Source organism: Prauserella rugosa (assembly GCF_000719975.1).
Taxonomy (GTDB): Bacteria; Actinomycetota; Actinomycetes; order Mycobacteriales; family Pseudonocardiaceae; genus Prauserella; species Prauserella rugosa.
Window position 1 is genome coordinate 17,254 of the sequence record NZ_JOIJ01000016.1, and the last position, 19,675, is coordinate 36,928.

At 69.1% G+C, this 19,675-nt stretch carries 21 protein-coding genes; 11 read left to right on the forward strand and 10 right to left on the reverse strand.

All coding sequences use genetic code 11. The features are described 5' to 3' along the window. Positions 1 to 16 precede the first annotated feature (16 nt). From purM to IF64_RS0119505, 5 genes are all read right to left on the reverse strand, one after another. Complete coding sequence (gene purM, locus IF64_RS0119485) at positions 17 to 1,117, reverse strand: phosphoribosylformylglycinamidine cyclo-ligase (protein ID WP_425468449.1); 1,101 nt, start codon at positions 1,115 to 1,117, stop codon at positions 17 to 19. Between the two features lie 208 nt (positions 1,118 to 1,325). Then, positions 1,326 to 2,864 carry an amidophosphoribosyltransferase gene (gene purF, locus IF64_RS0119490; protein WP_145600513.1) on the reverse strand — a complete coding sequence of 513 codons (1,539 nt, stop codon included), beginning with the start codon at positions 2,862 to 2,864 and terminating at the stop codon, positions 1,326 to 1,328. A gap of 254 nt (positions 2,865 to 3,118) precedes the next feature. Continuing rightward, on the reverse strand, positions 3,119 to 3,514 hold the full coding sequence (locus tag IF64_RS0119495) for a hypothetical protein (protein ID WP_030533589.1): 396 nt from the start codon (positions 3,512 to 3,514) through the stop codon (positions 3,119 to 3,121). Further along, complete coding sequence (locus tag IF64_RS0119500; RefSeq protein ID WP_145600515.1) at positions 3,498 to 3,734, reverse strand: DUF397 domain-containing protein; 237 nt, start codon at positions 3,732 to 3,734, stop codon at positions 3,498 to 3,500. The genes IF64_RS0119495 and IF64_RS0119500 overlap by 17 nt, the downstream gene beginning before the upstream one ends. Before the next feature lie 392 nt (positions 3,735 to 4,126). Next, entirely contained in the window at positions 4,127 to 4,948 is an 822-nt protein-coding gene (locus IF64_RS0119505) for a helix-turn-helix domain-containing protein (protein WP_036877239.1), read from the reverse strand. A gap of 425 nt (positions 4,949 to 5,373) precedes the next feature. Between IF64_RS0119505 and IF64_RS0119510 the strand changes: the two genes are divergently transcribed. Continuing rightward, positions 5,374 to 6,171, forward strand: a complete 798-nt coding sequence (locus IF64_RS0119510; protein ID WP_030533592.1) for an SAM-dependent methyltransferase — start codon at positions 5,374 to 5,376, stop codon at positions 6,169 to 6,171. Positions 6,172 to 6,202: 31 nt separating this feature from the next. Here IF64_RS0119510 and IF64_RS0119515 read toward each other — a convergent pair whose 3' ends face one another. Next, positions 6,203 to 6,586, reverse strand: coding sequence for a sterol carrier family protein (locus tag IF64_RS0119515; RefSeq protein ID WP_030533593.1), 384 nt, complete (start codon positions 6,584 to 6,586; stop codon positions 6,203 to 6,205). 54 nt (positions 6,587 to 6,640) lie between these two features. On the opposite strand from IF64_RS0119515, the gene IF64_RS0119520 reads away from it, so the two are divergent. The 10 genes from IF64_RS0119520 (at position 6,641) to IF64_RS27730 (ending at position 15,338) form a co-directional block, all read left to right on the forward strand. Continuing rightward, on the forward strand, positions 6,641 to 7,252 hold the full coding sequence (locus IF64_RS0119520; protein WP_030533594.1) for a type VII secretion system-associated protein: 612 nt from the start codon (positions 6,641 to 6,643) through the stop codon (positions 7,250 to 7,252). A 327-nt stretch (positions 7,253 to 7,579) separates the two neighbouring features. After that, a complete protein-coding gene (locus IF64_RS0119525; RefSeq protein ID WP_030533595.1) occupies positions 7,580 to 8,440 on the forward strand; it encodes a lysozyme in 861 nt (286 codons plus the stop codon). 185 nt (positions 8,441 to 8,625) lie between these two features. Beyond that, positions 8,626 to 9,636: a hypothetical protein gene (locus IF64_RS26215; protein WP_051758004.1), complete on the forward strand. Its 1,011-nt coding sequence runs from the start codon at positions 8,626 to 8,628 to the stop codon at positions 9,634 to 9,636. Between the two features lie 123 nt (positions 9,637 to 9,759). Continuing rightward, positions 9,760 to 10,254 (forward strand): hypothetical protein, encoded by a 495-nt coding sequence (locus tag IF64_RS0119535; RefSeq protein WP_030533597.1) that lies wholly within the window; start codon positions 9,760 to 9,762, stop codon positions 10,252 to 10,254. A gap of 47 nt (positions 10,255 to 10,301) precedes the next feature. Beyond that, positions 10,302 to 10,859, forward strand: coding sequence for a hypothetical protein (locus IF64_RS26220; RefSeq protein WP_145600519.1), 558 nt, complete (start codon positions 10,302 to 10,304; stop codon positions 10,857 to 10,859). A 338-nt stretch (positions 10,860 to 11,197) separates the two neighbouring features. Then, the gene (locus tag IF64_RS0119545; RefSeq protein ID WP_030533599.1) at positions 11,198 to 11,611 is read left to right on the forward strand and encodes a hypothetical protein; all 414 of its coding nucleotides are present in this window, start codon (positions 11,198 to 11,200) and stop codon (positions 11,609 to 11,611) included. Between the two features lie 164 nt (positions 11,612 to 11,775). After that, positions 11,776 to 12,597 carry a hypothetical protein gene (locus IF64_RS26225; RefSeq protein ID WP_145600521.1) on the forward strand — a complete coding sequence of 274 codons (822 nt, stop codon included), beginning with the start codon at positions 11,776 to 11,778 and terminating at the stop codon, positions 12,595 to 12,597. Between the two features lie 207 nt (positions 12,598 to 12,804). Continuing rightward, on the forward strand, positions 12,805 to 13,605 hold the full coding sequence (locus IF64_RS27725; protein ID WP_048807562.1) for a hypothetical protein: 801 nt from the start codon (positions 12,805 to 12,807) through the stop codon (positions 13,603 to 13,605). Positions 13,606 to 13,813: 208 nt separating this feature from the next. Further along, positions 13,814 to 14,533 carry a hypothetical protein gene (locus IF64_RS0119560; protein ID WP_157575529.1) on the forward strand — a complete coding sequence of 240 codons (720 nt, stop codon included), beginning with the start codon at positions 13,814 to 13,816 and terminating at the stop codon, positions 14,531 to 14,533. Positions 14,534 to 14,561: 28 nt separating this feature from the next. Beyond that, a complete protein-coding gene (locus IF64_RS27730; protein ID WP_051758007.1) occupies positions 14,562 to 15,338 on the forward strand; it encodes a hypothetical protein in 777 nt (258 codons plus the stop codon). A 73-nt stretch (positions 15,339 to 15,411) separates the two neighbouring features. Here IF64_RS27730 and purL read toward each other — a convergent pair whose 3' ends face one another. The 4 genes from purL to IF64_RS0119585 form a co-directional block, all read right to left on the reverse strand. Further along, positions 15,412 to 17,718 carry a phosphoribosylformylglycinamidine synthase subunit PurL gene (purL, locus tag IF64_RS0119570; RefSeq protein WP_030533604.1) on the reverse strand — a complete coding sequence of 769 codons (2,307 nt, stop codon included), beginning with the start codon at positions 17,716 to 17,718 and terminating at the stop codon, positions 15,412 to 15,414. A 12-nt stretch (positions 17,719 to 17,730) separates the two neighbouring features. Next, positions 17,731 to 18,414, reverse strand: coding sequence for a phosphoribosylformylglycinamidine synthase subunit PurQ (gene purQ, locus IF64_RS0119575; protein WP_030533605.1), 684 nt, complete (start codon positions 18,412 to 18,414; stop codon positions 17,731 to 17,733). Then, entirely contained in the window at positions 18,411 to 18,650 is a 240-nt protein-coding gene (purS, locus tag IF64_RS0119580; RefSeq protein ID WP_030533606.1) for a phosphoribosylformylglycinamidine synthase subunit PurS, read from the reverse strand. Before purS ends, purQ begins: the two co-directional genes overlap by 4 nt. A gap of 258 nt (positions 18,651 to 18,908) precedes the next feature. After that, positions 18,909 to 19,556 carry a hypothetical protein gene (locus IF64_RS0119585; RefSeq protein WP_145600524.1) on the reverse strand — a complete coding sequence of 216 codons (648 nt, stop codon included), beginning with the start codon at positions 19,554 to 19,556 and terminating at the stop codon, positions 18,909 to 18,911. Between the last annotated feature and the right edge of the window lie 119 nt (positions 19,557 to 19,675).

A 19,675-nucleotide genomic window follows, 5' to 3' on the forward strand; every position in this document is an offset into this window, starting at 1 on the left:
CCTCCGCGGGTGGGGGTCAGAACCTGGGGTGGTCGCCCGACAACACGGCGCGCGGACCTTCGGACGCATCCCCGTCCGCGGGCTTGACCTCGCCGAGCACCCAGGCGGGCACGTGCCGCGCGGTGAGCACGGCCAGCGCACGGTCGACGTCCTCGGGCGAGACGACCGCAACCATGCCGACGCCCATGTTGAACGTCTTCTCCATCTCGGCGCGTTCGACCCGGCCGCGCTGGCTGATGATCGCGAACACCGGGGCAGGCGTCCAGGTGCCGCGGTCGAGCTGGGCCACGAGGCCGTCGGGCAGCACGCGTTCGAGGTTGGCCTCGAGTCCGCCGCCGGTGATGTGAGCGAAGGTGCGCACGTCGGCCTCGGCCACGAGCGCCAGGCAGTCCTTCGCGTAGATGCGGGTCGGCTCGAGCAGCTCCTCGCCGAGCGTGCGCCCCAGCTCCTCGACGTGGCCGTCCAGGGGCATGCGGGCGATGTCCAGCAGCACGTGCCTGGCCAGCGAGTAACCGTTGGAGTGCAGGCCGCTCGAGCCCATCGCGATGACGACGTCACCTGGCCGCACGCGCTCGGGACCGAGCACGTCCGCGGCCTCCACCGCACCGACTCCGGTGGCGGAGATGTCGTACTCGTGCTCGCCCATGAGGCCGGGGTGCTCGGCCGTCTCGCCGCCGAGCAGTGCGCAACCGGCCTGCACGCAACCCTCCGAGATGCCCGCGACGATGGCGGCGATCCGCTCGGGAACGACCTTGCCGACGGCGATGTAGTCCTGGAGGAACAGCGGCTCGGCTCCGGTCACGACGAGGTCGTCGACGACCATGGCCACCAGGTCGATGCCCACCGTGTCGTGCTTGTCGAGCGCCTTCGCGACGGCGATCTTCGTGCCGACGCCGTCGGTGGACGAGGCCAGCAGCGGCTCCTTCCACCGGTCGAGCTTCAGGGAGAACAGGCCCGCGAACCCGCCGACGCCACCGACGACCTCGGGGCGCGTGGCCCTGGCTGCGTGCGGTTTCAGCAGCTCGACGGCGCTGTCCCCGGCGTCGATGTCGACACCGGCCGCGGCGTAGGTAGCGCCGGCACCCTCGGTCACCGACTCGCGGGCGGACTCGTTCATCACCGGCGCGAACTCCTCACTCGAACCGCCCCCGAGGGCCCCATGGTCGCGTTGAACGCAACTAATCTTCCCTTCGCGCCCAGCCGGTCGCGGTGGGAAGAAAAGTTGCGCCCGCCCGTCTCCGACCGCCACCCAAGCGGACACGCTCAGCGTGGCGGTGTTCGACAAACGCAACCATCGGGCCCTCGGGAGCACGAAAACGTTGTGGTTACGGACGCCGGACGGCGTCCTCGGCACCGTACCCCGCCGGTACGACGGGAAGGTCCCGAGACGTCCCGCCGAGGTTCTCCAGCATGTGCTTGCCGATGAGGGCCTCGTCGGGCAGCGGCACAGGATACTCGCCGTCGAAGCAGGCCGCACACACGCGGTTTCGCGGCTGTTCCGAGGCCGCCACGAGCGCGTCCACGGAGGCGTACCCGAGCGAATCGGCGCCGATGGCCCTGCGGATGCCGTCGAGGTCGGCGCCGTTGGCGACGAGCTCGGCACGGGAGGCGAAGTCGATGCCGTAGAAGCACGGCCACCGCACGGGCGGCGAGGCGATCCGCACGTGCACCTCGAGCGCACCGGACTCGCGCAACATCCGCACCAGCGCGCGCTGGGTGTTGCCGCGCACGATCGAGTCGTCCACCACGACCAGGCGTTTGCCGCGGATCACGTCGCGCAGCGGGTTGAGCTTGAGCCGGATGCCGAGCTGGCGGATCGTCTGCGACGGCTCGATGAACGTGCGGCCGACGTAGCTGTTCTTCACCAGGCCCTGCCCGTACGGGATGCCGGAAGCCTGCGCGTAACCGATGGCCGCGGGGGTGCCGGATTCGGGCACCGGGATGACCAGGTCGGCGTCCGCGGGGTACTCGGAGGCGAGCCTGCGCCCGATGTCGACGCGCGTGGCGTGGACGCCGCGGCCGGAGATCGTCGTGTCGGGCCGGGCCAGGTAGACGTACTCGAAGATGCAGCCCTTCGGCTCCGGATTGGCGAACCGCGTCGACCGGATGCCGTCGGCGTCGATGGCGATGAGCTCGCCGGGTTCGACCTCGCGGACGAACGATGCGCCGATGATGTCGAGCGCCGCGGTCTCGCTGGCCGCGACCCAGCCGCGTTCGAGGCGTCCGAGGACCAGCGGCCGGATGCCGTGCGGGTCACGCGCCGCGTACAGCGTCGACTCGTCGGAGAAGGTGAGGCAGAACGCGCCGCGCAGCGTCGGCAGCAGCTCGGCCGCAGCGGCCTCGATGCCCGTGTCCGCGGACTGGGCGGCGAGCAGGCCGCAGATGAGGTCGGAGTCGGTGGTCGCGCCGTTCTTGCTCACGACGCCGAGCTCCCGTGCCCGCTCGTGCAGCTCGTGGGTGTTGACCAGGTTGCCGTTGTGGCCGAGCGCGATGCCCGTGCCTGCGCCGGTGGTGCGGAACACCGGCTGGGCGTTCTCCCAGCTGCCACCACCGGTCGTCGAGTAGCGGCAGTGCCCGACCGCGACGTGTCCCTGCAGCGACGACAGGGACTGCTCGTCGAAGACCTGGCTGACGAGGCCGAGGTCCTTGAAAACCACGACCCGGCTGCCGTCCCCCACGGAGATGCCTGCCGCCTCCTGGCCGCGATGCTGCAGGGCGTACAGGCCGTAGTAGGTCAGTTTCGCGACGTCCTCACCCGGAGCCCACACCCCGAAAACGCCGCATTCCTCGCGGGGTTCCGGTTCGGGTTCGATCGAGGGATCGGTGAGGGACTCGACGGAGGATTCGTGCTGGTCGGTGTGCACCGAAAGGCTCCCCTGAGGACGAGAACGGGCCGCCTCCAGTGTAGGTCCACGGAGGCGGCCCGTCGGGGTGAGATGGCGCTCAGGCCGGGCTTCACAGCGACGAGGGGGGAGGTGCGCTGTGTCGACTCCGGCCTGAGCGCCGACCGGGGGACACGGCCGGCGCGGTGGCCGTGTCGGGTGCGGGTCGGGGCCCGCGGGGCGGGGTCAGAGGGGGTAGTTGGTTCTGGCTGTCGTAGGTGCTGCCGGTACCGCAGTCAGGCGGTGGCCTGCAGCCACTTGGCGCGGCCGGATCCGTTCGGCACCCAGCAACCCCGGGCGTTCACCCGCGTCTGGGGTGCGGGCTGCAGGTACTCGTCGTCCGGCAGCTCGAGCAGCTCGCCGACGACGTCGTTCATGTCGCCGGAACGCTGCCAGAGCACCTGCTTGGGCTCGAGGATGTTGGGCTCGTCGTACGGCATCCGCGTGGCGGTGACGTCGTCCTCGCCGTCGAGGCGCACCACGTCGACCACGGTGTCGTGCATCCGGACGCCGACGACGGTCACGAGCTCACCGGAGGCGTCGCGAGGGTGCACGAAGCGGTAGCCGCGCGAGATGAGCCTGCCGAGGACGGCCTCGACCTCGCTCGGGACGATCTCAGGCGAGCAGGTCATCGAACTCGCCGTCCTTCACACCTGCCACGAACGCCTCGATCTCGGCGCGCGTGTAGACGAGGGCAGGGCCCTGAGGATCACGGGAGTTGCGCACGGCGATGTCTCCGCCGGTCAGCGGCGCCACCTCGACGCAGTTGCCCATCGCACCGCTGTAGCGGCTCTTGCGCCACTGGGCTCCGGTCAGCTTCTCCGCGGAGATGCCGTTCTCGATCCGCTGCATGATCCTCACCTTCCCGACTTTCAACCTTTGGAGGATGCATCTGCACGTGCATTGACGTGTGCACCGAAGTTAGCACGCGCGAGTGCTCGTGTGAATGCACGTGCATCATCCCGTGATGGTCTTCACCCGAATGCAACTGAGAGGTGAAACCGCAGGTCAGACATCATTTTGGCGCAAGATCGACAACTCACTGTCGGCGAATGGATCTTGTCGTGCGACGAGCGGTCGCTCTTGATCGACGAATGACGGGCCGCTATGCGTACGCCTGGCCGGGTTTCACTCGGTGCGGCTACCCATCACGCACCGTGGCCGCGAGGGAGGCCCGACGGACCCACGAAGAGCAGTGCTCCGGCCCCCGACCGCACGGCCGGAGCAGCGAGGGATACGGGACGTCAGACGGCCGCGCGCGCCTTGTGCATCATCTGCCGCGAACGATCGGGCGTCTCGGCGTCGACGGCGAGGCGGTCGAGCGAACGTCCGATGAGCTCCACGTCGTCGGGCCGGTCGAGATACACGCCACCGGCGATGTGCTCGACGTACCCGATGTTCGGCAGCTCCGGCTCGGAGAACCGCAGCAGCGTGAACGAGCCCTCCGCGGCGTATCCGCTGCGCTCGTACGGCACGACCTGCACCGTGATGTGCGGCATCGCCGTCAGCTCGAGCACCTGGTCGAGCTGGGCCCGGTGCACCTCGCGGCCGCCGATCGGCCGGTACAGCACCGACTCGTCGATCACGGCCCACAGCTTCGGGGCGTCCGGCCGGAACAGCAGGCGCTGCCTGCGCATGCGCAGCCGCACGCGGGCCTCGGCCGCTTCCGAGGCGTGCTCGGGCAGCCCGTGCGTCATGATCGCCCGCGCGTACTCCCTGGTCTGGAGCAGGCCGGGGAAGAACTGGAGCTCGTAGGTCTGGATCCGGGCTGCCGCTTCCTCCAGTCCGACGTAGTCGTCGAACCAGCGCGGCATGTAGTCGTTGAACTTCTGCCACCAGCCGGGCTGGGCCGACTGGTCGACCATCTCCATGAAGGAGGAGCGTTCGGCCGGGTCGCTGACGCCGTACAGGGTGAGCAGGTCCTCGACGTCCCTGCCCTTGAACTTGACGCGGCCCAGCTCGAGCCGGCTGATCTTCGACTCGGAGGCCCGGATGTGATAGCCGGCGTCGGCGCGGGACAGGCCCGCGGACTCGCGGAGCCTGCGCAGCTGGGAACCGAGGATCATGCGGCGGGCCGTCGGGCCCTTGTCGTCGGACGAGTCCTGCGCGTTCGCCGCAGGAGTCGCGTTCGGCCCGACCGCTGCGGAAGACCCAGTAGGCAGTTCAGCCTCTGATCCGGGTGTCATATCCGCCGTTCCGTCCCTTTCCTGCACGCTTTGGTAACCCACACGGTGCCGGTCACCACCCAGAACGATCATCGTAACGCAGCAGAGTCGTCCGGACATTCAACGTAGGCGCACCCGGGCGGGCGATCAAGGTCGGGTCGACCACGGGCTCGCGGGCGAGTACCGCCCCGGCCGACCACATACCGTTTACTCCGCCGCGCGTACGTGACTACGCTGTGTGCGGTCCAGCCGTCTCCGACCCCTAAGAGGTCCCCATCATGTCTGCCACATCCTCCACTCCGGTACCCCAGTCCGAACGCGTGCCGGTGGGTGTGGATCCGACGAGGGCGAGCATCGCGCGGGTCTACGACGCGTTCCTCGGCGGCAAGGACAACTACGAGATCGACCGCAAGGTGCGCGACGGCGTCCTCGCCGAGGCCCCGTACGCCAGCCACCTCGCCTACGAGAACCGCGACTTCCTCATCCGGGCCTGCCGGTTCATCGCCCAGCAGACGGGGATCACGCAGTTCCTCGACTGCGGCTCCGGACTGCCCACGGCCGAGAACACGCACCAGGTCGTGCAGCGCGTCAACCCCGACTCCACGGTCGTCTACGTGGACAACGACCCGGTCGTGATGGCCCACGGCAGGGCGCTGCTCGAGGAGAACGAGAACACGACGCTCGTCTCGGCCGACATCTTCAACCCCGCCGAGGTGCTCGACAACGAGACGGTGCGCACCCACCTCGACTTCGACCAGCCCATCGCGCTGCTGCAGGTCGGCACGCTGCACCACTTCGAGGGCCCCGCCGACGGGCCCGCGGAGATCATGCGCCAGTACTACGAGCGCCTGCCCTCCGGTTCGTTCGTCGCGCTGAGCCACTTCATGGACCCGGAGAACGAGTACACGGCCATGGCGCGGAAGGCGGAGGACAAGTTCCGCCACAGCCCCATGGGTTCGGGCACCTTCCGCACGATGGACGAGATCCGCACATTGTTCGGGGATCTCGAGCTCGTCGAGCCCGGCGTCATCCGCCTCGCCGACTGGTGGCAGGACGGCCCGCGGTTGACCCCGCTCAACGAGGCTCAGCACTGCATCGCGGGCGGTGTGGCGCGCAAGCGCTGAGCGGTTCCCGCCACCCGGCCGGCGAGTTGGTTCACACCCGGACGACGGGAAGCCAGTGCGCGAGATCGGCTCGGGCCCCGGACGCGGCGACGAGACCGCGGTCGAGTGCATCGGCCCACGCGAGCCTGCCGGTGGCGAGTTCGAGCCACGTGCGCGGATCGGTCTCGACCACGTTCGGCGGGGTGCCGCGCGTGTGCCGGGGCCCTTCGATGCACTGGACGGCCGCGAACGGCGGGACACGCACCTCGACGCTGTTTCCCGGCGCGGTCGCGGCGAGGGTGCGAAGGCTGAGTCGTACGGCGGTGGCGAGGTCCTTGCGCGGCGGTTCGCCGTCGTCGGACCCGTCCAGCCAGCCGGTCACGATGCGGACGGCATGTCGTAACTCTTCGGGATCGACCGAACGCGATGCGGGCATGTGTCCACACTAGAGTGGGCCGTGAGCAAGTGCGGCAGTGAACGTGGAGAGCTAATGGCGCAGCGGGACGAGGCGAACCGGGTGGCACCGGGTGAGCACCAGCCGGGCCGCAATCCCAAGATCACCAAGGAGATGCGGGCCAACGCGAGGGCGAATCCGAACAGCTGGCTGTACGTGATCGACGAGGCGTTCGACCCGTCGGGCCGGGTGCCGTCCTGGGCCGTCGTCGGGGCTTATCCGGTGAACAACGAAGGCGAGATCGTGGAGGACTTCCACCCCAACGACCGGTACCGGCCGTCCCCGAAGGCGCTCGGCTACCCGGAGCCGGCTTCCGACCTCGAGCGGCTGCTGCAGCTGGTCCACACCAAGCATCGGCCGGCCGAGGACCTTCCTCCGGTGATCCTCGACGCGACCCTGTTCGTCTACGCGCTCTCGCCGGTGCAGCGGACCGTGATCGGCTTCCACAACACCGACGGCCGGATCATGGTGCCCGCCTACACGCAGAAGTCGCTGGTGCCGCCGGAGTGGCCGCACGCCAGGGCGGTGCTGGGCCGCGACATCGTCGACCTGCTCGCCGACCACCCGCTGGCGATCAACCCCCACGACCTCGTGACGGCGGTCGTGCCCGCCCACCATCTGCGGCACGCGCTCGCGCAGGAACAGTGACTCGCTCGATTCGCTCGGGAACCGGCGCGCGAACGGTGCCGCGAACCCGGTCGGCTACGGACCCGACGATCGGACTCACTCGAAAGAATTAAAAGCGAACCCGAACAACGCGATCGGGATCCAAAAATCGAACGCCCACTCTTACCGAGAGTGGGCGTTCTTTGTATAGGGCGACAACGTTCGGGTCGTCCATCACCCACTCGTAGCGGAGTTTTCACGCCAACTAGTGACAAAGTTCGTGAGCAGCGATAACAATCGACGCCCAAGCGGCTACCTGCTGTAAGCCGCTTGTAGCGAGGGCACATGAATCGTGAAGGGATACCTCGTATGTCCACTGCACGAAGAATCCGGCGGGGATTGAGATCGGTCGTCGTCGCCGGCTCGGTGAGCGCGCTCCTGCTCGGCGCGCTGTCTCCGGCGAACGCGTCTCCTGCTGATGCGTTCGAGATCGGGAACCACGAAATGGGTTCGCAGATCGCCAGGGTCGAAGGCGACCACTCGTCCCCGTCGACGCACGCGCGCGCGATGCAACCGCAGGGCGTCACCGCCGACGGGGTGAGCGCCAAGGCCACGGTCGCGGGCATCGACGTCGCCAGCCACCAGGGCAACGTCGACTGGAACCACTGGTGGGGCCAGGGCAAGCGGTTCGCCTACGTCAAGGCCACGGAAGCGACCAGCTACAAGAACCCGTACTTCGCCCAGCAGTACAACGGCTCGTACAACGTCGGCATGATCCGCGGTGCGTACCACTTCGCGGTGCCGAACTCGTCGTCCGGAACGGCGCAGGCCAACTACTTCGTCGACAACGGCGGCGGCTGGTCCGCCGACGGCAAGACCCTGCCCGGCGCGCTGGACATGGAGTACAACCCGTACGGCGACAACGCCTGCTACGGCCTGTCCCAGTCGCAGATGGCGTCGTGGATCCGCGACTTCCACAACACGTATCACAACCGCACGGGCCGGTATCCCGTCATCTACACGTCGACGAGCTGGTGGAACATGTGCGTCGGTACGGCGCAGTCGTTCGGCAGCACCGTGCCGCTGTGGGTGGCCCGGTACGCCGACTCGGTGGGCGCGCTGCCCAACGGCTGGGGTTACCACACGTTCTGGCAGTACACGTCCAGTCCGCTCGACCAGAACTCGTTCAACGGTGCCTACGACCGCCTCCAGGCGCTCGCCAGGGGCTGACCCACTCGCCCCGGGCTGTTGACCGAGGCCCGGCACGTGGCCGTGACCGCCGCGTGCCGGGCCTTCTCGCACCGTGCCTTCTCGCACCGGGCCTTCTGAGCCGGTGGCTCGGACCACCGGAAAACCACCCTCCTGCCACGGCCGGCTGTCACGATCCGCCGGTCGAACCGCGAGGAGGGACCGCCGTGACGTATCCACCGCAGCCGGGCCAGCCGGGGCAACCCGCGCAGCCGTACGGCTCGCAGGCGGGAGGATTTCCCGGTCAGCAGCCGTATCCCGGGGGGCAGAACGCGCACCAGGGCGGCTACCAGCCGTACGGCATGTACCCGGGAGGGCCCGGTCAGCAGCCGCCGAAGAAGAAGACGGGCCTGATCGTCGGCATCTCGCTCGGCTCGGTCGTCGTGTTGTTCGGCGTGTTCGCGATCCTCGCCTGGGTCGCACCGGGTTTTCTGCTCAGCGACGACGACGGCGAAGGCGGCGAAGGCGGCGAGAGCGGTTCGGGGGCGCAGGCGCTGGCCGAGCAGATCATGCAGGGGTTCAACAACCAGGACGCCGCGGCGCTGCAGAAGCTCGCGTGCGGTGGCGCGGACCAGACGGTGCCGACCGTCATCGGCGTCGCCGAGTACGTCGAGAAGGCCGAGGTCGGTGACGTTCAGGAGAAGGGCGACACCGCCACGGCGAAGGGCACCGTCACCGCTCAGGGCACGACGATGGACGTGCAGGCCGAGCTGAAGAAGGAAGACGGTTCGTGGTGCTGGCAGTCGGTGTCCGACATGGGTTCCGGCATGGGTGGCATGGACGGCACGGACATGGTCCCCGGTACGGACATGGCCGAACCGAGCGATTCCATGCCGACCGAGTCGGCGCCCACCGAGTCCGGTGGTGATTCCGGCGCAGAGCCGTGGCGGGGTGCGGGCGAGGAGTTCGTCGCGGCGATCAACGCGGGCGACACGCAGAAGGCCGAGTCGATGTACTGCTCCAGCGTGGGTGGCGACCCCAGCGATTCGCTGCAGGAGTTGGTGACCACCGGCGAGCAGATCCAGCTCGGCGACCTCGAGACCGGGGGCAGCAGCTACGCGTTCGTGTTCTACACCGGCAGCGTGGGCGGCGAGCAGGTCGGCTCCGAGTCGTCGATCAGCATGGTGGACGAGAACGGCACGTGGTGCGTCGACGAGGCCTACGTCTTCTCGACCTGAGCATCCGGCGCCGATACGCAGGAGCCGTGGTCCGTTGGGGAACCGCGGCTCGAGCGCTCCGGACGAACCACCCACGTGACATAGTTGTCGCGGTCGCGACAGCAACGTTGGACGAAGGTCACGGTGACGTATCCCCAGCAACCCCCGCCCCCGAACCGGCCACCTCGGCGGTCCGCGCGTGGCAGGGCGGGGCCGATCGCGCTGATCGTCGGCGGGGCACTGCTGTTCGTCGCGAGCGTGTTCGTGTTCACCGCATGGGTCGTGCCCGGCTTCCTCGTCGCCGACGAGGACCCCGCGGAAGCCAGGGGTGCGGGCGCCCGGGCGTTGGCGACCCGGATCATGACCGCGTTCGCCGACCAGGACGAGAACGAGCTGCGGGCGCTGGCGTGCGCCGACGCCGAACGTCCCGTCGCCGCCGCGATCCAGCAGGCGAGCGGCGTCACGGCGGCACGCGTGACGGGCCCGGTCTCGGAACAGGAGGGCCTGGCGAAGGTCGGCGCGCGGATCTCCGCGGGCGGGGACGACATCGACCTCGCACTGGTGCTCGACATGGCCGGCGGCACGTGGTGCTGGCGTTCGGTCGAGGTGCCGGGAGTGGAGCTACGTCCCCCGCGGTGATCACCCGCGTATGGCAGACTGCCCCGCCGAGGGGAAGGGGGACGTAGGTGACATACCCACCACACGGCCAGGGGCAGCCGGGAGGGTGGCAGGCCCCGGCGCACCAGCAATCGGGGTATCCACAGCAGCACCAGCAGCAGTATCAGCAGTCGCAGTTCCAGCAGCCGTTCCAGCAACCATCGCCTCGGCGGGGTGGCAGGGGGAAGACCGTGGCGATCGTGGCCGCGGTCGTCGTGGTGCTCGCCCTCGCGGCGGTCGCGATCACCGGGTTCTGGGCTCCCGGATTCCTCGTGGCGGACGACGGCGCACGGCCCGTGGCCAAGGACGTCGTGGACGGCATCAACGGCCGCGACACCGCCGCACTGCAGGAACTCACGTGTGACGACGCAACCGACTACGTGACGTCCACAATCGACGATCTGGAAGGCCGCTTCCCTGGCCAGACGACGCTCGAGCAGTTCGACGAAACTCCCGACGACGCCAAGGCTCTCGTCCGCGCCGCCGTCGACGAGAGCGGCTACACCGAGTACACAGTGGACCTCGACCCCGCGGGTGGCGGGTGGTGTTGGAAGGGCCTGACGAAATCCGGTTACGCCACGGGCTGACGCCCGGCACCGGACCCGTCCCACCAACCGTGTTCGAGACACCGTCTCGGCGAAGGAGACGACGTGACGTATCCGCCGCCCGGCACACCACACGGCCCCGGTAACCCGCAAGGCCCCGGTAACTCCGGCCCTATGGGTCCGCACCACACACCGAACTTTCCGCCGCCGCAGCATGCGCCGCAGTACGGAGGACAGCAGCCTCCGTACCCGGGGCCACGCCGCCGGGACCGGCGCCTCAGCACGGCGGGCCACCGCAGTGGCAACCCGGGCCACCGCCGCACCCTCCGGGCCCGGACCGCTCGGGACTGAAGGTCATCCTGTGGACGGCGTTCGGTCTCGTGGCCGCACTGGGGCTCATGTTCGGCGGCTATGCCCTGTTCGTCTACGAGGAGCCACTGCCCCCGACGGGCATCAAGTCGTGGCGCATCGCCGCGGACCGGTTCATCGAGGCCGTACACGAGGGGAACGAGGCCAAGGCCCTGGCGGTCGTGTGCCCGATGTACAGGAGTGACGACCTCACGACCAACGCGGAGGCCGGCGTCGCCGATCTCGTGCACGGCAAGGCGCAGCTTTCCCGGGCCAACGACTTCAACAGGGACAGCGTCCGGTACCAGCCGGGCTCGAGTTACCCGGTCCCGATCGCAGGCAGAACGACAGACGGAACACTCGCTCCGGACTCGGAGCTCGCCCTGGACGACGACTCCGGCAAGGGCTGGTGCGTCAAGTCTGTCAAGCTCGAGTACGGCAACTGAACTGCCGGCCGAACACCCACGTCAATCGGGCAAAAGGGATGCACCGCCTCGGATTCACACAACGATCGAGGCATACCGCACCGGACGCCGTGACCGGCATGGCACAGTAAGCACCCTGCGCATTGTGAGAATCTTGTGAGTTCTGGGGACAAGGGAGGGGACCCATGACGTATCCACCCCAGCCCGGCGGTCCGGGCGGGCAACCACCGTACGGCGGGCAGCCGGGAGGACAGCCGTACGGCCAGCAGCCCGGCCAGCCCGGACCCGGCCAGCCGGGCGGGCCGATGGGCGGTCCACCGTCAGGCGGTTTCCCGCAGCAGGGCGGACAGCCCGGTGGATACCAGCAGTACGGCTATCCGCAGCAGGGTTACGGCCAGCCCGGCCCGTACGGCCAGCCGCCGAAGAAGAAGACCGGTCTGATCATCGGCCTCTCCGGCGCGGGCGTGCTCATCGTGGCGCTGTTCCTGATCCTCGGCCTCGTCGCCCCGGGATTCCTGCTCGGCGGTGGTGATCCGAAGAGTGTCGCGGAAGACCTCGCGGACGCGGCCAACAACAAGGATGCGTCCAAGCTGCTCGACACCTTCTGCGACTCGAGCGAAATGAAGGGCAAGGAGTTCGACCCGTCGAAGGACGACGAGAACGTATCGCTGAACGTCACCGTGACCGGCGACGCCACCGAACGCAGTGACTCGGAAGCCGTTGTGCCAATCAAGGTGTCGACCACCGTCATGGGGCAGCACCAGGAGTCCGAAGTCAACCTGGTCCTGAAGGACGAGGACGGCTGGTGTGTCGCGGACGCAGAACCGATCGGCAACAGCGGCTCGGGTGGCAGCGAGATGCCGTCCGCTGGTGCCGACTACCCGTCGGTGGCTCCCGACTATCCGTCCGTTCCGGACTACCCGTCGGTGCCCGACTATCCGTCCATCCCGGACTATCCGACGTCGGACTACGACTATGACTACGATTACGACTACGACGACTACTGAGCACGAGCGCTGACCACGCCCGGACACCCGGACGTCCCGCTCGTGAAGGCGCGCCCGGCACCGATGTGCCGGGCGCGCTTTCGTCGACACGGGGCCGCGGTGCAAGGTGTAGGTCAACAGCCCGACACATCGTGCGGACTCGGACATGGCAGGGTGTCCCACGATCGATACCTGTGATCAGGGCGTGCAGCCGAGAGGGGCCTCTCCATGACCTATCCACCGCAACCGGGACAGCCCGGCCAACCGAATCCGTACGGCCAGCAGCCTGGCCAGCCGAATCCCTACGGTCAGCAGCCCGGTGGCTACCCGCAGCAGCAGGGCGGATACCCGCAGTCCGGTGGCTTCCCGCAGCAGGGCTACCCGCAGGGGCAGCCGCAGCAGGGCGGATACCCGCAGCAGGGCTATCCCCAGCAGGGTTACGGCCAGCCCGGGCCCGGTGGCTTCCCCGAACCGCCGAAGAAGAGCAAGACGCCGCTCATCGCGGGCGTCGCCACCGCGGTCGTGCTCGTCGCCGCCCTTCTGGTGACCGGCTTCTGGGCTCCGGGTTTCTTCCTCGGCGACGACAAGGAGAACTCCGCCGACGGGGGCTCCGACAACGGCTCGCAGGACGGCGGATCCGGCGGCGACGCAGGGTCCGGCAGTGATTCCGGGGGTGGCGAGAGCGACGACGCCTCCGGCGGAGCCGAGGGCGTGGCTCAGCAGTTCGTGGACGCCCTGAACGAGCTCGACGTTCAAGGCATGAGCGCGGTCGCCTGCGCCGGCGCCACGGGTGTCGCACCGCAGGGCGAGGTGCCGCAGGGCATGGAGTTCGACGCGCAGGTCGCCGGCCCGGCCGAACAGACCTCGGCATCCGAGGCCACCGTTCCCGTCAAGGCCAACGTGACGATGCAGGGTCAGAGCGCCGAGATGGGGCTCGATCTGTCGCTGAAGGACGAGAGCGGTTGGTGCGTCTCGGACGTCCAGCCCACGACGGGAGGCAACAGCAACGCCCCGTCGCCCGGTTTCTGAGTCTCCGGACGGCCGCAACGTTCCCGGCGCGCCCGGCGAAGCCCCGAGCTTCGCCGGGCGCGCTTTTTCGTGTCGTGTCTACCCTTCCCCTGCGGTGATGGCGGCTGCACACCCGTCGGCGTGTTCCTCACGCCGAGCCGCGGTCGACCGGACGGCCCGTGGCAGAGTTCTCCGTGCAATACCGACATACCGCCTATGGGGGACAGTCATGACATATCCACCGCATCAACCGCCGCATCGACCCCAGTACCAACCGCCCCAGCGGCCGCAGCCCCAGCAGTATTCGCATCCGGCACCGATGTCGCCGTCGCCGTACCACGCCCACGGCGGCCCCGGTCCGTACGGCGCGCCTCCCCCGGGCGGATGGGGGTACGGCGCAGCGGGTCCCGGCGGACCGTACGGGCCTCCGCCACCGAAGAAGCGCACCGGACTGTGGGCAGGCATCTCCGCCGCCGGGGTGCTCACCGTGGCGGCGTTCCTGATCACCGGGCTCTGGGCGCCGGGTTTCCTCACCGGCAGCGACGACGCAGGCGACGAATCCTCGGCGGCGTCCCCGGCAGCCGAAGGACCGGTCGACCCGAGCGACCCCCAGCTCGTGGCCGAGCGCTACCTGGTCGGACTCAACCGACTCGACGACGACGCCGTCAGCGAGGTGTCCTGCCGGGAGGAACCCGAACTCAATCGGGCCGAACTGTCCGGTATGGACTACGAGTTCTCCTTGGCGGGCGACATCGCGCCCGACGGTCCCGGCGAGGCGACCGTCGCGGTGAAGCTCGAGTCGTCGTTCGGCACCCTCGGCTACACCATGACTCTGTCCGATGAGGACGGTTGGTGTGTGCGCATTCTGAGGGTGGACAGGTCCGTGTTCGATGGACGCACCGTCGAGTCGTGGCCGATGCCGAGCCTCAACGCGCCGTATCGCCCCTGAGACGAGGGCGAACGCACGGAGACCGCACGTGCGCGGAGCGTTGCACCCACGGGAACGGGAACCGGACGACGTGACGCGAGCGTCCAACCGTTCGACACAGGCGATCACGACGCACATCCGGGAGCCCGACATGACCTATCCGCCGCAGCCAGGACAGCCCGGCCCGTACGGCCAGCAGCCAGGCGGAAATCCCCCGCCCGGCGGGTATCCCCAGCAAGGCGGCTATCCGCAGCAGGGCGGGTATCCGCAGCAGGGCGGGCATCCCCAGTCCGGCGGCTTCCCGCAGCAGGGTCAGCCCCAGCAAGGCGGCTTTCCACAGGCAGGCGGTTACCGCCAGCCCGGCCCGTACGGGCAGCCCGGCGAGGGCGGATACGGCCAGCCGCCCAAGAAGTCGAACACCGGCCTCATCATCGGGATCGCCGTGTCGGCCGTCGTCGCGATCGGCGCCTTCCTCGTCCTCGCGTTCTGGGTGCCCGGTTTCCTGACCAGTGAGGGCCCCAAGGACGTCGCCGAACGCGCGGTCACGGCCCTGAACGATCGGGACCCCGACGCGACGGCAGAGGTGGGGTGCGGCGGGTCCTCGGGCCTGACCTCCGAGAAGATCGACGAGGCGAACGAAGCCAAGCTCCAGTTCACCGTCTCCGGGGACGCCACCGAGAACGGCTCCGAAGCAACCGTTCCCCTCGAGATCTCGGGCGAGTCCCGGGGCATCAAGGTCCAGCTGAACGGCGAGATCACGCTCAAGGACGAGGAAGACGGCTGGTGCGTCACCGCCATGGACATCGACCGGCCGACCGCCCCCTGACCCACCCGCCTCGGACACGAAACGCCCCGCGAACCACGCGGCGGTTCGCGGGGCGTTCGGCTGTGGAAACGGCTCAGGCGAACAGGGCGGGCAGCGTGCCTTCCCACGCCTGGCGGAGCTCGTCGAGTCCGAACGTCGCGACGTCCTGGATCTCCAGTTCGTCGGACTGTTCGTCGGCCACACCGCACTTGCGCCACGGCAGGCCGCGCGCGCTGCACATCTCGGTGAACCGCAGTTCCTCGCTGCGTGGCACGGCCACAAGCGCGCGGCCGGCGGATTCGGAGAACAGCTGCACGAACGGATCGGCATCCGGGTCGAGCAGCAAGCGTGCTCCACACTGGCCGATCAGCGCCATCTCGACGGCCGCCTGCGCCAGACCACCGTCGGACAGGTCGTGGGCGGCCGAGATCATGCCGTCGCGGGAACCGGCGACGAGGATCTCGGCGAGGAGCCGCTCCCGTTCCAGGTCGACCTTCGGCGGCAGTCCGCCCAGGTGGCCGTGGATGACGTGTGCCCAGGCCGAACCGCCGAACTCGTCGTGGGTGTCGCCGAGCAGCAGCAACGACTCGCCAGGCTCGTTGCCGATGCCGGTGGGGATGCGCCGCCGCACGTCGTCGATCACGCCGAGCACGCCGACCACGGGCGTCGGGAGGATCGCGGTGTCTCCGGTCTGGTTGTAGAAGCTGACGTTGCCGCCGGTCACGGGAACGCCGAGTTCGGCGCAGCCGTCGGCGAGTCCGTGGACGGCCCGCTCGAACTGCCACATCACGCCGGGGTCCTCGGGCGATCCGAAGTTGAGGCAGTTGGTCACCGCCAGCGGCTGCGCCCCGCCTGCGGCCACGTTGCGGTAGGCCTCGGCCAGCGCGAGCTGGGTGCCCTGGTAGGGGTCGAGGTAGACGTAGCGGCTGTTGCAGTCGGTCGACACGGCGACACCGCGTGAGGCCGACTCGTCGACCCGGATCATGCCCGAGTCCGATGGCTGGGCGAGCACGGTGTTGCCACGCACGTAGCGGTCGTACTGCTGGGTGACCCACTCCCGCGAGGCCAGGTCGGGCGAGGACACCATCCGCAGCAGCGTTTCGCGGAGTTCCTCCGGTGTGGACGGACGCTTCAGCGAGTCCGGAGTGGACGCCTGGATGTCGTCCTGCACCGCGGGCCGTGCGTACGGGCGGTCGTAGACCGGGCCCTGGTGCGCGACGGTGCGCGGCGGAACGTCGACGACGGTCTCGCCACGCCAGCTGATCACGAGGTTGTCGCCGTCGGTGACCTCGCCGATCTCCGTCGCGATCACGTCCCACTTGCGGCAGATCTCCATGAACGCGTCCACATCGGACGGTGCGACGACCGCGCACATGCGTTCCTGCGACTCGCTCGACAGGATCTCCGCCGCGGTCATGCCCTCGGCGCGCAGTGGCACGCGGTCCAGGTCGACGTACATGCCGCCGTCACCGGCGGCGGCCAGCTCGGACGTCGCGCACGACAGTCCGGCACCGCCGAGGTCCTGGATGCCGACGACCACGTCCTTGGCGAACAGCTCGAGGCAGCACTCGATGAGGACCTTCTCGGTGAACGGGTCGCCCACCTGGACACTGGGCAGCTTCTTGCGGCCGCCTGCACTCTCGTCGCCGTCGAACGTCGCGCTGGCGAGCACGGACACGCCGCCGATGCCGTCAAGCCCGGTCCGCGCTCCGAAGAGGATGATCTTGTTGCCTGCGCCGGAGGCGTGCGCGAGGTGCAGGTCCTCGGCGCGCATCGCGCCGACGCACATCGCGTTGACCAGTGGGTTGCCCGCGTATGTCTTGTCGAAGACGACCTCACCGCCGATGTTGGGCAGGCCGAGACAGTTCCCGTAGCCGGCGACACCGGCGACCACGCCGGGCAGCACGCGGCGCGTGTCCTCGGCGTCGGCGGGGCCGAACCGCAGCGGGTCGGCCACGGCGAGCGGCCGCGCACCCATCGCGAGGATGTCGCGCACGATGCCGCCGACGCCGGTGGCCGCACCCTGGTACGGCTCCACATAGGACGGATGGTTGTGGCTCTCGACCTTGAACGTCACCGCCCAGCCGTCGCCGACGTCGACGACGCCCGCGTTCTCACCGATGCCCGCGAGCATCTTCTCGCGCATCTCGGGCGTGGTGGTCTCGCCGAAGTAGCGCAGGTGCGCCTTCGACGACTTGTACGAGCAGTGCTCGCTCCACATCACCGAGTACATGGCCAGCTCGGCCTCGGTGGGCCTGCGGCCGAGGATCTCGCGGATGCGCTGGTACTCGTCGTCGGCGAGACCGAGCTCGGCGTACGGCTGCGGAACGTCGGGGGTCTCCGCGGCGTGGGCGGTGGTGTCGATCGTCTGCGGTTCGACGTCGGCGACGTCCGAGGACATGGAGCTCCTTTCTCAGGCCGCGACGGCGCCCAGCGCGTCGAGCGCGGAGTAGAACATGCCGAGGCCGTCGTCGGACGGGCCGGTGAGCGCGTCGATGGCGTGTTCCGGGTGCGGCATGAGGCCGACGATGCGGCCGTCCTCGCTCGCGATGCCCGCGATGTCGCCCAGCGAACCGTTCGGGTTCTCCCCGACGTAGCGGAACACGACGCGACCGTCGCCTTCGAGGCGCTCCAGCGTCGGCTTGTCGGCCATGTAGCCGCCCTCACCGGACTTCAGCGGGATCAGCACCTCGGCGCCGGAGTCGTAGCGCGTGCTCCACGCCGTGGTGTTGTTCTCCACGCGCAGCCACTGGTCACGGCAGACGAAGTGCAGCCGGTCGTTGCGCACGAGCGCGCCCGGCAGCAGCCCCGCCTCGCACAGGATCTGGAAACCGTTGCAGATGCCAAGCACCGGCATGCCCTTGCCTGCCGCGTCGATCACCGACGTCATGACGGGCGCGAACCGGGCGATCGCACCGCAGCGCAGGTAGTCCCCGTAGGAGAAACCGCCGGGCACGACGACCGCGTCGACCCCGTGCAGGTCGGCGTCGGCGTGCCACAGCGATACCGCCTCGGCGCCGGAGTAGCGCACGGCCCGTGCGGCGTCGACGTCGTCGAGCGTGCCGGGAAAGGTGATGACCCCGATCCTGGCCGTCACTGGTCCACCCGCCGCACGGTCCAGTCCTCGATCACCGGGTTGGCGAGGAAGCCCTCGGCGATCTTGGCGAGCGTGTCGTCGTCGACCGAGTCGTCGACCTCGAGTTCGAAGTGCTTGCCCTGACGGACCTCGGTGACCCCTTCGAAGCCGAGTCGGGGGAGGGCGCCGGCGACCGCCTGGCCCTGTGGGTCGAGGATCTCGGGCTTGGGCATGACGTCGACGACTACTCGGGCCACGACAGGCAGCTCCTTGCTTCGAAGGCTGGAAACAACGTTTCCGCAGGTCGGATGCCCGTTCAGCGTAACCCAGCCCGGCCGGGAGCCGGCCTTCGGGGCCGAGAGACCCCCGACGCCCCTCGGCCCCACCGGTCGACACCGGCTTCTACGTCGGAAGACGTGTAGCTATCCCGTCGGTTGCGCCGAATGTGTCCGACTCACCGGCATGGAGGACGACGAGCGTCGGATCGTCACGCTGGGCGACGGTCGTGGCGTGATTCAGTAGCCGTAACCGCCGTAGCCGTAGCCCGGACCACCGGGCGTGGACTGCGGCGCGGCCGGGCGGTGGCTGCGCATCGCCCGCCCGGTCGCGGGCAGCACGGCGACGACCGCCGCGATCAGCCACAGCAGCGCCGCGGCGACCGGGGAGATCACGTACTCGGCCAGGATGCCGGCGACGAAGAACCGGACGACCGCGAACGTGTAGTAGCCGAAACCGAGGAAGCCGAGCACCGCCGCACCCCACCGGCCTGCGCCGACCCGCGCGAACAGGAGCACCACGAACAGCAACACCACCGACGGGTAGACGAACGTCGCCACGACGAACGGATCGGCGTTGCCGGTCGGTTCGCCGAACGCCAGCCCCGTCAGCGTGACCCACAGGTGCAGGTCGAACTCGCTCTCCGGGTAGTCGATCGAGACGAACGCGGACAGGTACATCAGCGCGATCGCGGGCAGGAACAGGACGGCCGACACGTAGGCCATCGCCATGCCCTGCCTGCGCGCAGGCGGACCGTAGGCGCCCGGCTGCGGTGCGGGCACTCCGCCGGCAGGCCCGTACTGCGGATAACCGCCGAACTGGGGATATCCACCGGACTGGGGATAACCGCCGGACTGCGGGTGTCCACCAGGGAATGGCTGGTTCATGGCGCCCCCTCGCAGGCGACCGGCCGGGAGACCGGAACGGGAAACCGGCCCGGCGACCGGACACGACCACCGGGAACAGTGTGCTTCTTAGCACGATCCGCCGGTAGCACGGAGGTTTT